At 59.5% G+C, this 11,507-nt stretch carries 12 protein-coding genes; 4 read left to right on the forward strand and 8 right to left on the reverse strand.

Annotated elements, in window-relative coordinates:
• Positions 1-78: 78 nt before the first annotated feature.
• The 3 genes from gnd to WBB95_RS29090 are packed head-to-tail and all read left to right on the forward strand — an operon-like array spanning position 79 to position 3,403.
• Positions 79-1,062: a phosphogluconate dehydrogenase (NAD(+)-dependent, decarboxylating) gene (gnd, locus tag WBB95_RS29080; RefSeq protein ID WP_424490719.1), complete on the forward strand. Its 984-nt coding sequence runs from the start codon at positions 79-81 to the stop codon at positions 1,060-1,062.
• A complete protein-coding gene (gene zwf, locus WBB95_RS29085; protein WP_424490720.1) occupies positions 1,059-2,582 on the forward strand; it encodes a glucose-6-phosphate dehydrogenase in 1,524 nt (507 codons plus the stop codon). The genes gnd and zwf overlap by 4 nt, the downstream gene beginning before the upstream one ends.
• Complete coding sequence (locus WBB95_RS29090) at positions 2,579-3,403, forward strand: Cof-type HAD-IIB family hydrolase (protein ID WP_424490721.1); 825 nt, start codon at positions 2,579-2,581, stop codon at positions 3,401-3,403. The genes zwf and WBB95_RS29090 overlap by 4 nt, the downstream gene beginning before the upstream one ends.
• A 72-nt stretch (positions 3,404-3,475) precedes the next feature.
• On the opposite strand, the gene WBB95_RS29095 is transcribed toward WBB95_RS29090, so the two are convergent.
• Entirely contained in the window at positions 3,476-3,736 is a 261-nt protein-coding gene (locus WBB95_RS29095) for a hypothetical protein (protein ID WP_424490722.1), read from the reverse strand.
• Positions 3,737-4,081: 345 nt separating this feature from the next.
• On the opposite strand from WBB95_RS29095, the gene WBB95_RS29100 reads away from it, so the two are divergent.
• Entirely contained in the window at positions 4,082-5,407 is a 1,326-nt protein-coding gene (locus WBB95_RS29100; RefSeq protein ID WP_424490723.1) for a sigma 54-interacting transcriptional regulator, read from the forward strand.
• Between the two features lie 64 nt (positions 5,408-5,471).
• On the opposite strand, the gene WBB95_RS29105 is transcribed toward WBB95_RS29100, so the two are convergent.
• The 7 genes from WBB95_RS29105 to WBB95_RS29135 all read right to left on the reverse strand — a co-directional run bounded on the left by WBB95_RS29105 (position 5,472) and on the right by WBB95_RS29135 (position 11,477).
• Positions 5,472-6,782, reverse strand: coding sequence for a hypothetical protein (locus WBB95_RS29105; protein WP_424490724.1), 1,311 nt, complete (start codon positions 6,780-6,782; stop codon positions 5,472-5,474).
• A gap of 49 nt (positions 6,783-6,831) precedes the next feature.
• On the reverse strand, positions 6,832-7,581 hold the full coding sequence (locus tag WBB95_RS29110) for a hypothetical protein (protein ID WP_424490725.1): 750 nt from the start codon (positions 7,579-7,581) through the stop codon (positions 6,832-6,834).
• A gap of 37 nt (positions 7,582-7,618) precedes the next feature.
• Positions 7,619-8,296 carry a C39 family peptidase gene (locus WBB95_RS29115; RefSeq protein ID WP_424490726.1) on the reverse strand — a complete coding sequence of 226 codons (678 nt, stop codon included), beginning with the start codon at positions 8,294-8,296 and terminating at the stop codon, positions 7,619-7,621.
• Positions 8,297-8,358: 62 nt separating this feature from the next.
• Positions 8,359-9,063, reverse strand: a complete 705-nt coding sequence (locus WBB95_RS29120; protein WP_424490727.1) for a heme utilization protein — start codon at positions 9,061-9,063, stop codon at positions 8,359-8,361.
• 67 nt (positions 9,064-9,130) lie between these two features.
• Positions 9,131-9,694, reverse strand: a complete 564-nt coding sequence (locus WBB95_RS29125) for an adhesin (protein ID WP_424490728.1) — start codon at positions 9,692-9,694, stop codon at positions 9,131-9,133.
• Complete coding sequence (locus WBB95_RS29130; protein WP_424490729.1) at positions 9,691-10,152, reverse strand: hypothetical protein; 462 nt, start codon at positions 10,150-10,152, stop codon at positions 9,691-9,693. Before WBB95_RS29130 ends, WBB95_RS29125 begins: the two co-directional genes overlap by 4 nt.
• A 329-nt stretch (positions 10,153-10,481) precedes the next feature.
• On the reverse strand, positions 10,482-11,477 hold the full coding sequence (locus WBB95_RS29135) for a FecR family protein (RefSeq protein ID WP_424490730.1): 996 nt from the start codon (positions 11,475-11,477) through the stop codon (positions 10,482-10,484).
• Positions 11,478-11,507 lie beyond the last annotated feature (30 nt).

Below are 11,507 nucleotides of genomic sequence, written 5' to 3' on the forward strand. Positions count from 1 at the left end.
GCTCTGGACTAACCCTCATTAGCCTCATTGCGCTATAAACTATGTCACACATTATTTAGTAGTTAGGAGCATCAGCACATGCAACTGGGGATTATCGGACTAGGCCGCATGGGCGGTAACATTGCGCGGCGCCTGATGCTCAATGGGCATACCACCGTTGTATACGACCGTAACGAAGCCTTCGTGAAGGGCTTGAGCGAGGAGGGCGCCACCGGCGTCGCCGACTTGAAGGCCTTGGTTGCCGGGCTGCAAAAGCCTCGCGCCGTTTGGGTGATGTTGCCGGCGGGCGCGCCCACCGAAGACACGATCAATCAATTGAGTGAGCTGCTGGAAGACGGTGACGTGATCATCGACGGCGGCAACACCATGTACAAAGACGACATCCGCCGCGCCAAGGCGCTGTCGGAAATAGGCCTGCACTATGTCGACGTCGGTACGTCCGGCGGCGTCTGGGGCCTGGAGCGTGGTTATTGCATGATGATCGGTGGCGACGTCGAAAGCGTGCAACGCCTCGACCCGATCTTCAAAAGCCTGGCACCGGGCCTGGGCAACATCCCGCGTACCAAGGACCGTTCCGCCTCCGCCGACACTCGCGCGGAACACGGTTACATCCACGCAGGCCCTGCGGGTTCCGGGCACTTCGTGAAAATGATCCACAACGGTATCGAGTACGGGATGATGCAGGCCTTCGCCGAAGGGTTTGACATCCTCAAGACCAAGAACTCGGAAAACCTGCCGGAACACGAGCGTTTCGACCTCAACGTTGCCGACATCGCCGAAGTCTGGCGCCGTGGCAGCGTGGTGTCGTCCTGGTTGCTGGACTTGACCGCCGACGCTCTCGCCACCGACCCGAAACTTGACGGCTATTCCGGCTCCGTGGCAGACAGCGGTGAAGGCCGCTGGACCATCGAAGCCGCCATGGAACAAGCGGTGCCGGTGCCTGTATTGTCGACGTCGCTGTTCGCGCGCTTCCGTTCCCGCCAGCAAAGCACCTACGGTGACAAAATGCTGTCTGCCATGCGCTTCGGCTTTGGCGGCCACGTGGAGACTTCCAAAAAATGACCGCCAACGGCAAGAAACCCAAGGCCGAACCTGCACCACCTACCACGCTGTTTCTGTTTGGCGCCCATGGCGACCTGGTCAAGCGCCTGCTCATGCCGGCGCTGTACAACCTGAGTCGTGACGGGCTGCTGGGCGATGGCCTGCGCATTGTCGGTGTTGACCATAACGCCGTCAGTGACGCCGACTTCGCTAAGAAGCTTGAGGACTTCATTCGCACCGAAGCCGCCAGCAAAGTCAGGGGCAGCGGCGAAAACGCCCTTGACCCTGAACTCTGGGCGAAGCTGGCCAAGGGCATCAGCTACGTCGAGGGCGATTTCCTCGACGACAGCACCTACGCCGACATCGCCAAGAAGATCGCTGACAGCGGCACCGGTAACGCGGTGTTCTACCTGGCGACCGCACCGCGCTTCTTCAGTGAAGTGGTGCAGCGCCTAGGCAGCGCCGGTTTGCTCAACGAAGCCGATGACGGCTTCCGTCGCGTGGTCATCGAAAAGCCTTTCGGCTCCGACCTGGCCACCGCCGAAGCGTTGAACGCGTGCCTGCTCAAGGTGATGAGCGAGAAGCAGATCTATCGCATCGACCATTACCTGGGCAAGGAGACGGTGCAGAACATTTTGATCAGCCGTTTCTCCAACGTGCTGTTCGAAGCGTTCTGGAACAACCATTACATTGACCATGTGCAGATCACGGCGGCGGAAACCGTCGTCGTTGAGACACGGGGCAATTTCTTCGAAAAAACCGGCACCCTGCGCGACATGGTGCCTAACCACCTGTTCCAGTTGCTGGCGATGGTAGCCATGGAGCCACCTGCGGCCTTTGGCGCCGACGCGGTACGCGGTGAAAAAGCCAAGGTGGTCGGTGCGATCCGGCCGTGGTCCCTGGAAGATGCGCGCGCCAACTCGGTACGCGGCCAGTACACCGCCGGCGAGATCGGCGGCAAGGCGCTTGCTGGTTACCGTGAAGAGGCCAACGTGGCCGCCGACAGCAGCACCGAGACGTTCGTCGCGCTCAAGGTGATGATCGACAACTGGCGCTGGGTCGGCGTGCCGTTTTACCTGCGCACCGGCAAGCGCATGAGCATTCGCGACACTGAAATCGTGATCTGCTTCAAGCACGCGCCTTACGCGCAGTTCCGCGACACAGACGTCGACGAACTCAAGCCCACTTACCTTAAAATCCAGATCCAGCCAAATGAAGGCATGTGGTTCGACCTGCTGGCCAAAAAGCCTGGGCCGACCCTGGAGATGGCCAATATCGAGCTGGGGTTCGACTATAAGGACTTCTTCGAGATGCAGCCGTCGACCGGGTATGAAACCCTGATTTACGACTGCATGACCGGCGACCAGACCCTGTTCCAGCGTGCCGACAACATTGAAAACGGTTGGCGCGCCGTGCAGCCGTTCCTGGATGCGTGGAAGGAAGACGACGGTATCCAGGCCTACAAGGCCGGTGAAGATGGCCCGGCGGCTGCCGACGCCTTACTGGCTCGCGATGGCCGCACCTGGCATAGCCTCGGATGAGTGACGCCGCGATCCACCCCATCCGTTTTGTATTAAGTGATATGGACGGGACGCTGCTGCGTCCCGATCACACGCCAAGCCAGCGCACGATTGACGCCGTGCGCGCGCTGCGCGATGCCGGGGTGTTTTTCAGCCTCGCCAGTGGGCGGCCGCCAAGGGCCATGATGCACATGGTCGAGGCGTTCGGCATTGATGTGCCGGTGGCGGGTTTTAACGGCGGTACGTTGGTCAACCCTGATGGCAGCGTGCTGCTCGCGCACCATTTGCCGGCGGAAGCGGCGCTGATCGCGCTGGCGCTGTTTTCAGCCGAGCCGGACGTTGAAGTGTGGGTATTTGCCGAAGGCGAATGGCTGCGTCGTGATCCGCCCGGGCCGATGGTGGCCGTTGAAGCCGCCGGCCTGGGGTATGGGCCACGGGTCGTCGAGAGCTTTGAACCGTACCTGGACCGGGTCAACAAGATCGTCGCCGCCAGTCACAACGCGCCGCTGCTGGTGGAGTTGGAGGCGTTGTTGCAGCCCAAGGTGAAGGGGTTGGCCCATGTGTCGCGTTCGCAACCGATCTACCTGGACGTGACCGCGATGCTCGCTAACAAGGGCGACGCCTTGAAGACCCTGGCTGAGCATCTCGGCGTACCGCTGGAGCAAACTGTGGCCATCGGTGATGGTGGCAATGATCCGGCGATGTTTGAAGTGGCCGGGTTGTCGATTGCCATGGGGCAAGCCGAAGAAGCCGTCAAGCGTCAAGCAAATGTCGTCACAGGCAGCAATGTCGACGACGGCGCTGCCGAGGCGATTGAGCGGTTTATTCTTTCCGCACAATAAGCAGCGTTTTACCCGGAACTTCCGATCATTGTTTGTGCATACAGGCAATGATCGGAAGTTGCTGCGGCTTACTTACTTCGGCATGGCCCACGACTGCAACTGATGGCCTTCTTTGTCGAGTTCGGCGCGTGCCTGCAACAGCAAGTCTTCCAATTGGGCCGGGTCGGTGTAAGTGCTCGAAGACAGCTGTTTGCTGCCAATACGGGTATTGGTCCGGTCGATGACGCTCAGGCTCAGGGCGCCATGGCCATCGTGCCAGGCCACGCACTGAAAGGGCTGGAAAGCACGGTCTGCGATCAAAAGAGCTTCGTTGATGCGGAGCGGGGCGTTCATGGGGTCTTCTCTCTCAATGCCCATTCAAGTGAAGTGCCGACGGTTGGGCTGACCGTGCGGCGGGTTACTTGTACTGATGCACGATGGCAGGGTACAGGTCACATATTAGGATAAGAAATTTAAACTTTCCGTGATGAGGGTCATGTAAGCGGCTGTTTTGAAAGCCCAATGAACGTTCCAGCGGCGCCTGAACAATTATCCCAAGGCTCGGCAGAAGTGGCTTTTTGCCCACACTTATAGCGAAACGGTACAAGGAGAGCGTCAATACCTTGCTAGTGTTAGCGCCAGGCCTCACAAACTATTGTTTCTAAATAACTTTAACGATTTTGACGCCAAGGAATAGTCATGGTTGTTACACCTGTCCCGCGTCGCTTGCTGGTGGTCGACCCTTGTGACGACTGCCATGGGCTATTGCCCGGCTTGCGCACCGCCGGGTGGGAAGTGGACAGCTGTGCCCTGGCCGCGGTGGGTGACCGTTCATGTGATGTGGGCTTGCTGCGTTTACAGCCCTACCACCTGGAACGCCCCGAGGCGGTCAAGGAGCTGATCAGCCGCAGCGGCACTGAGTGGATCGCCGTGCTCAGCCAGGATGTGCTGCGCCTGCAGAACGTCGGGGATTTTGTCTGCGAATGGTTTTTCGACTTCCACACCTTGCCCTTTGATGTCGCACGGGTGCAGGTCACTCTCGGCCGTGCGTTCGGCATGGCGCGCCTGCGGGGCAAGGGCCATATGCTGGTCGACGAGCCCGGGCACGAACTGCTCGGTGACAGCCGGCCCATCCGCGAGCTGCGCAAATTGTTGGGCAAGCTGGCACCGACCGAGTCTCCGGTGTTGATTCGGGGTGACAGCGGCACCGGCAAAGAACTGGTGGCCAAGACCCTCCATCGCCAATCCCAGCGCCATGCCAAGCCGTTTGTGGCGATCAATTGCGGCGCCATCCCCGAACACTTGATTCAGTCTGAACTGTTCGGCCATGAAAAAGGCGCGTTTACCGGTGCGCATCAGCGCAAGGTCGGGCGCATCGAGGCGGCCCACGGCGGCACGCTGTTCCTGGATGAAATCGGCGATCTACCGATGGAGCTGCAAGCCAACCTGCTGCGCTTTCTGCAGGAAAAGCAGATCGAGCGTGTAGGCGGCAGCCAACCGATTCCGGTGGATGTGCGCGTGCTGGCGGCGACCCACGTGGACCTTGAAGCAGCAGTTGAAAAGGGCACTTTTCGCGAAGATTTGTATTACCGCCTGAACGTGTTGCAAGTGGTCACGGCACCGCTGCGCGAGCGGCATGGCGACGTGGCGATGCTGGCCAACCATTTTTCACGCTTCTACAGCCAGGAAACCGGCCGGCGCCCGCGCAGTTTCAGTGAAGATGCCCTGATCGCCATGGGGCAACACCCCTGGCCAGGGAATGTGCGTGAACTGGCCAACCGTGTTCGCCGTGGTTTGGTGCTGGCTGAAGGGCGGCAGATCGAAGCCGTTGATCTGGGATTGCAAGGCGAACAGGCAATCGCGCCACCGATGGCTACACTGGAAGATTACAAACACCGCGCCGAACGCCAGGCGTTGTGTGATGTGCTCAACCGGCACAGCGACAACTTGAGTGTCGCCGCCCGTGTGCTTGGGGTTTCCCGGCCGACGTTCTACCGGTTGCTGCACAAACACCAGATCCGCTAGGGCGGGTAAACCGAATAGCCCCGCAACGACCTTTATCGTTGCGGGGCTTTTCCATGTTGCGGGGTTAGAAGTAGTAAGGGAATTTCAGGCTGAAGGTGAAGTCCGGCGCATCATCCGTCATGCCGATCGACAGGTTCGGCACGATTGTCAGGTTCTCCGACGCGGCAATGGTCATGCCCACGTTGAAATAACCGGCGTTGGCGTCACTGGAGACCACCGATTGCCAGTCCTGGCCGCTCTGTTTGATCTTGCTTTTGCGTTGCACCAGATCAGAGACGGAGAACGACATACTCATCTTCTCGTTAAGCGCGAATGCGACGCCTACACCGAGTTGGAAGCTGTCGCCCAGGCTGATTTTGCCGGGGACTTTCTGATTCACGTTAGGGCTGATGTCGCCGAACGACTCCTCAAAGTTATGGGTGTACGACAAGGAGCCGAACAACACCGCGGGGTCAAACGTCTTGACCAGGGAAATGCCCGGCGTCACCGACCATACCCCGTTACCCGTCGGCAGGCTGTCCGGCACCGCCAGGTTGTCGTTATTAGGCTGCTGGATCAGCTTGATGCCATACGGCTCCTGGCCAGTCGGGGCCTTGACCCGCACAGACACCACCGCATCCGGCAGATTGGCGCTCTCGTCGAGGAATTTGTAGGCAATGCCGAAGTTGACGTCGCCGATGGTGGGGTCGCGTGTGACGGAACCTTCCGACGTGGTGTTGGAGTCGCCGCCGGCACCCCCCGACTGGTAAGTCGACTCGCGGTAGACCACAGGCACGTTCAGGTCGAATTGCCAGCGATTGTCGAGGTTGTAACGCCCGGTCAGGTCCAGGGTCCAGCTGTCGGACTTGATCCGGTCCAGGTTGATATTGCCGAGGAAGATCGAGTCCAGCGCCAGAAAGCCGTTGAGGGATAACTGGCGAGCGTCGTAGCGGGCATACGTAATACCGGTTTCAAAGCTGAACTTGCCATTGCCGAAAAAGCCGCTGGCCTCGTTGTAGAGGTTGCTCACGCTTTGCGCGGGGGCCGAGTCGTCCTTGAGGCTCTGCCCGTATGAACTGCCGCCGGCTGCACCGCCTGAAGCCGCCGCCGCACCAACGCCAGGCGTGTTGCCGGCCACAGTAGTGCCGCCTTTCTGGAAGTCGGCAGGGGATTTGGCCAAGCGTTTAGGGGCGGGAGTGGCGGGTTGGTCTTCTACTTGTCGTACACGTTGCTCCAGTACGGCCAGTGCTTTTTGCTGCACTTCATAACGCTGTTTGAGCTCCAGTAATTCCTGTTTCAAGGTCTCGATATCGGCATCCGGCGCTGCGTAAAGAACGGATGCGGGCAGGAGCGTACTCAAACAAATCACGGCACGTAACGATAACGATCGATGCATGAAATAAGCCGTCCCTTTCTAATGCGTAAGTGTCGTGGCTCAGCGTAGTTCAATAACCGGAAGTGCGTAGGCCTTTGAGTTGATCCAGGTTGAGGTTCTGGGTGATGTTGTTCAGGCCGTTGTTGCCCAGCACCACATTGAGTTGGGTCATGTTTGAAATGGCGTTGAAATCGCCTTTGATAATCGTGCCTTGGTTGACGGCGCCGCCGCCGATCTGCTGCAGGACACTGCCCTGATTGTTATTGGCCAGCAACGCCATTTGCAGCCCGCCATTCTGGGCGGTTACGGTCACTTGGCCGGCCGCTGTGCCACCCGTGATCGGCTGGCCCGCCATCAAGGCTTGCCCCGATTGCACGTAATTGGCGGGTGCCAGGCCATTTTTAGTCACATTGATGTCGACGCCATTGGTGGCGCTGTTGCCATCGCCGGCCGCACGGACGCTTTGGACGACGCCTTGGCCGCTGCCCAGGCCCGAACCACCCACTACGGTGCCGGTGCCGTCGGGTTGTTTAACCACGCCAGTGCCATCGTGGCCGGTGATCTGCACGTAAAACTGCGGCGTGACGGTGGACGCGCTGACCTGCATGTTGGCGGTGCCGGTGACGGTTGCGCCGGCGGCGTTAGTCCAGGTGGTGCTCATGACCAGCCCAAAGCTGACAATCCGCCCCGGCATCACATAGCGTCCGCGCAGCTCGGCCATTTCCGAGTCCTTGAGCTCGATCGGCTTGAACGCCGACGAAGCATAAGCAGGTGCAGAGGCTGCCAGGCACATGACCGTCAGCCAGCGGAGAGTGTTCATCGTGTGCTCCTGGAGCGTCCTGCCCCTTATTGCGCTTCTAGAAGAAGTCGCTCTGGATGAAACCGAAGTCCATCAATTCACTGTCACGTACCGGGCTGAACTCGTTCAGCTGACCCTTGGCGGTCAGGGGATTGCGCGGGGTGAGCAGGGCATTGGTCTTGTCGTAGCCCTCGCCGATTACCGCGAACACGATGCCGTTCCAGCCTTTGACGAAATCGTCCTTGGAGTACCGTTTGTTGCCCAGCACCGGGTCGCCGATATACACCCAGTCCTTGTCGGCACGCTGCAACACCACGAAGTGCTTGTAACCACGGATGTCCAGCAGCACGACCACAGGGACTTTCACCGTGACCAGCACTTCGGGCGTGATGCGGTAGCCCTTGGCGCGCAGGTGGATGCTTTCGAGGTAGCGCTTCATGTCGAGCATCGAGAAGCCCTGGGTGCGCACCAGGTTCTGGTCGGCGTTGACCAGCATGCCCTTGATGACGTGGTCTTCATCCACGTCCATCCAATACGCCTGGCGCAGGATGGTCGCCAGCGCGGCGGCGCCGCAGCTGAAATCGGTTTTCTGTTCCACCAGGTTGGAGAACTTGCGCTCGCGAATGCTCTCGACCTTCTTGTAGACCACCGCGCCGTTGGGCATGACGACAGCCATTTGCCCTGCCCAGGTCGGGCCGGTGAGTGCGAACAAGAGGAGGAAGGTAACGAGGCGCATGATCGTATGACCTGCTGGACACTGGAAATAAAAAGGGCCTTGTTGCCAAGGCCCGATCTGGATCAGAAGCGAGTGATTGCTACGTTGTTCTGACCTTGGTTGTTGCTGCCCGACAGAGTGTTGGAGTTCGACACACCGGAGCTGAAGTTCATCGAGTTGTTCACGCTGGCGTTGTTGACCACCGGCTTGGTGCTCCAGCCATGGCCGCTGGCCAGGTTGAGGGTCAGGTTGCCCGACACGTCCTGCACACCCGTGACAGCAGCTGCACCGCCGTCGCCATTGCCCGAGGCAATTGCAACGCTGTTGCTGCCTTGGTTGGAAGTGCCCGCTTCGGAGTTCAGCTGAATCACGCCTGAAGCGTGGTTGCCGCTGTCGTTGAGAGAGGCGTTGTTATGGGTACCGCTGTTGACCACCAGGTTGCCGGTGTTCGATTGGGCGGTGCCGGCACTGGCGAACACGAAGTCTGCATCGCCGGAAACGATGGCCACGTCGTTTTTGCCTTGGTTGTTGTCGCCGCTCAGCACGTTGCCGTTGGCCACGCCGCTGATGTTGTTGTAGGAGTCATTGGCCGAGGCGTTGTTTTTGGTTTTGTCATTGAGCACCACGTTGCCGTGGTTGCTTTGACCGTCGAGGGTGGTTGCTGCAGCCGTGGTTGGCGCAGGTTGTGGGCCGCCACCGCCGTGGCCAGGTTGACCCGCTTGAGCAGCAACAGCCATGAGCGCAGCGAGAGCGAAAGCCAGTGGTTTGAGAGCCATTGTAGTTTTCATGGTGTATCTCCTTGCTTCTAATTAGTTGGTTAAGTGTTGGTGCGGTCCAGCTGTCGACTCAGCTCCATCAGTTGAGTCGTAGATTCAGGGTGTTAGCCACTCGGTTCCCCACCCCGGCGCTCTGGTTGACCTGTACCACTCCACGGTTGCCGGTGAAGGCCTGGTCGCTGGTCGCGACCTGGCGGCTGCCAGTGGTTGAGGTCAAACCTGAGTCTGTTGCAAGCGCAACGTTCTGTTGCGACATGACGCTGTCGTCGATGCTTTGCGGGCCAGCATTCACGCTGATGCGCACGGCATTGATCATCTGGTTCCGGGCCCCGGCGGACTGGTTGACACTCAGTGCACCGTTGCCATTGCTGAAAGAGTTGCCCTGGATCGAGACATTCGCGTTCAGGGCGCGGTCGGCGGGAACGCCGCTGATTTTTTGTGTGATGACGACATTGGTCTGGGCGTTGTGGCCCACCGAAATGGCGAGGTTGTTGCTCAGTTGTTGTTGGTCGCCGGCCGCCTGGTTGATCAGGACAACCCCGTTGTATTGCTTGCCGGAGTTATCAATCGTGGCGTTGTTGTTGCTGTCGGCCATTGCTGTTGTGCAGCTGAGCGCGGCGAGAAGCATCAGGGAACGGTTCATTTCATCGCCCCCCCGATCATGCCGCCGAGGTTATTCAGCGGCGCCAGGCCGCGTGAGACCGCGCCATTGACGGTGCCCGAGATACCGCCGGCACCGCCGCCGCCCAAGCCGGCTGCGGCACCTGCGCCCAGGCCGTTACCGTTGCCGACTGTGTTCAGGCCGGTAATGTCACCGTTGGGCATGATGCTGCGCGTGATACTGGCGCCGGTGCTGATACCCGCAATGTCGTTGTCGCTGAGTTCATTGCTGGAGGCGCGCAGAATTTGAGCCGATGGGTTGGCATTCACGGTATTGGGGTAGGGGTCGACGCCGCGTGAGCGGCCAATCGCATAAGGTTGCACCTGACGTTCAATCACAATCACACCATCACCTGCGGCGAGCACGGGAAGGCTCACGCTGGCAATCAATGCACAGCTGATCAGCAGGAGGCTCAGTGAGCCTGGATTGTGTGTGTCCATGGCAGTGTTCCTTATTCTTCGCGCTGACCCTAAACAGCGCTGTAAGGGAGAGAGCAGAACGCGTGCCGCTTTTTATTTTTAGTTGTTATTCAATGGGTTGTAAGTAATTCAGGGCGAAGTGATGGCGCCAGTGTTTCACCGGTGAGACAACGCCAGCGCGACGGGGTATGCCCAGCAACGCCGCGCTGAGTCCTTCAGGCTGTATCAGCGATGAAACAGTGCTCATGGCAAAACGATGAATCCGCACCACGCGGGCGGCTCAGGAGGGAAGGGTGTTTCAAAAGTGGACACTGCAGGCGTGAACGTGCCCGTTCGGGCAGGAAGAAGGCTCAGCTCTTGGGGGTTTTACGCGGGATGGAATTAAGGACAGGGTTGCCGTCCTGGTTTTGGGTCAGGTAGACCGGCAACACCTTGGGCAGGGAAGGGACGAGGTTGTTGACCTCATTGATGTTGTAGATGCCGCCGATACGAATGGCGCCGGTACTGGCGTCTGCCAGCATCACCGGTTTGTTCAGGTAGCGGTTGATCAGCGGCAAGGCATCGGCCAGGGCCAGGTTGTCGAGCACCAGCTTGCCGGTTCGCCACGCCAGGGCATTGTCATTCGGGTTGGAGGCGCGAACCTCGGGAGTGGCGTCGCCTTGGTGGTAACTGGCCTGCATGCCGGGGCTCAGCGGCACGCTGGGGTGCAGTGTGTCGCTGGAAACCTGCACCGAGCCTTCGAGCAACATCACCCGAACCTGGTCTTCGTACTTCCAGACGTTGAACTGGGTGCCTGTCACGCGGACCTTGCCGTCGCCTGCATACACAATAAAGGGATGCTCACGGTCATGGCTGACCTTGAAAAACGCCTCGCCTTTTTTTAGCGTGACCCGGCGCTCGTTTTTGTAGTTGCTGTACACCAGTTCGGTGCCCAGGTTCAGCTCCACCTGGCTGCCGTCACTCAAGGTGACCTGGCGCAAACCGTTTGTGGCGTCGACCCGTTCGTAGGCGCTGGGCAACCAACCTGCTTCCCAGCCGGTAAACGCTGCCAATGGCAGAGCTACCAGGCACACCGCTGCGGCCACGGCATACGTGCGCAGGCGGCTACGGGGTGTGAACGGCACGACAGCCGGCATGGGTTCGCTGCGCGGCAAATGATCGGCAACCTCCCAGATCTCCAGCATGGCCGCGTACTCGAAGGCGTGCAGCGGATGTGCATCGTGCCATTGTTCAAAAGCCTGGCGCTCGACGGGCGTGCAATCGCTCGCATGCAGGCGCATGCACCAATGCGCGGCGGCGTCGGTGATGGCGTCATATTCGGCTTCTGAAAGGGACTTTTCGGTCATTTACTCATCCTGATTTCGCCTAGTCTAACC

The organism is Pseudomonas sp. (genome assembly GCF_049645325.1).
Taxonomy (GTDB): domain Bacteria; phylum Pseudomonadota; class Gammaproteobacteria; order Pseudomonadales; family Pseudomonadaceae; genus Aquipseudomonas.

What these genes read in the sequence shown, in the direction of transcription:
- WBB95_RS29110 (WP_424490725.1), bottom strand. Translation starts at nt 7,581, where the DNA reads ATGAACACTCTCCGCTGGCTGACGGTCATGTGCCTGGCAGCCTCTGCA.
- WBB95_RS29125 (WP_424490728.1), bottom strand. Translation starts at nt 9,694, where the DNA reads ATGAACCGTTCCCTGATGCTTCTCGCCGCGCTCAGCTGCACAACAGCA.
- WBB95_RS29130 (WP_424490729.1), bottom strand. Translation starts at nt 10,152, where the DNA reads ATGGACACACACAATCCAGGCTCACTGAGCCTCCTGCTGATCAGCTGT.
- gnd (WP_424490719.1), top strand. Translation starts at nt 79, where the DNA reads ATGCAACTGGGGATTATCGGACTAGGCCGCATGGGCGGTAACATTGCG.
- WBB95_RS29105 (WP_424490724.1), bottom strand. Translation starts at nt 6,782, where the DNA reads ATGCATCGATCGTTATCGTTACGTGCCGTGATTTGTTTGAGTACGCTC.
- WBB95_RS29135 (WP_424490730.1), bottom strand. Translation starts at nt 11,477, where the DNA reads ATGACCGAAAAGTCCCTTTCAGAAGCCGAATATGACGCCATCACCGAC.
- WBB95_RS29090 (WP_424490721.1), top strand. Translation starts at nt 2,579, where the DNA reads ATGAGTGACGCCGCGATCCACCCCATCCGTTTTGTATTAAGTGATATG.
- WBB95_RS29095 (WP_424490722.1), bottom strand. Translation starts at nt 3,736, where the DNA reads ATGAACGCCCCGCTCCGCATCAACGAAGCTCTTTTGATCGCAGACCGT.
- zwf (WP_424490720.1), top strand. Translation starts at nt 1,059, where the DNA reads ATGACCGCCAACGGCAAGAAACCCAAGGCCGAACCTGCACCACCTACC.
- WBB95_RS29115 (WP_424490726.1), bottom strand. Translation starts at nt 8,296, where the DNA reads ATGCGCCTCGTTACCTTCCTCCTCTTGTTCGCACTCACCGGCCCGACC.
- WBB95_RS29100 (WP_424490723.1), top strand. Translation starts at nt 4,082, where the DNA reads ATGGTTGTTACACCTGTCCCGCGTCGCTTGCTGGTGGTCGACCCTTGT.
- WBB95_RS29120 (WP_424490727.1), bottom strand. Translation starts at nt 9,063, where the DNA reads ATGAAAACTACAATGGCTCTCAAACCACTGGCTTTCGCTCTCGCTGCG.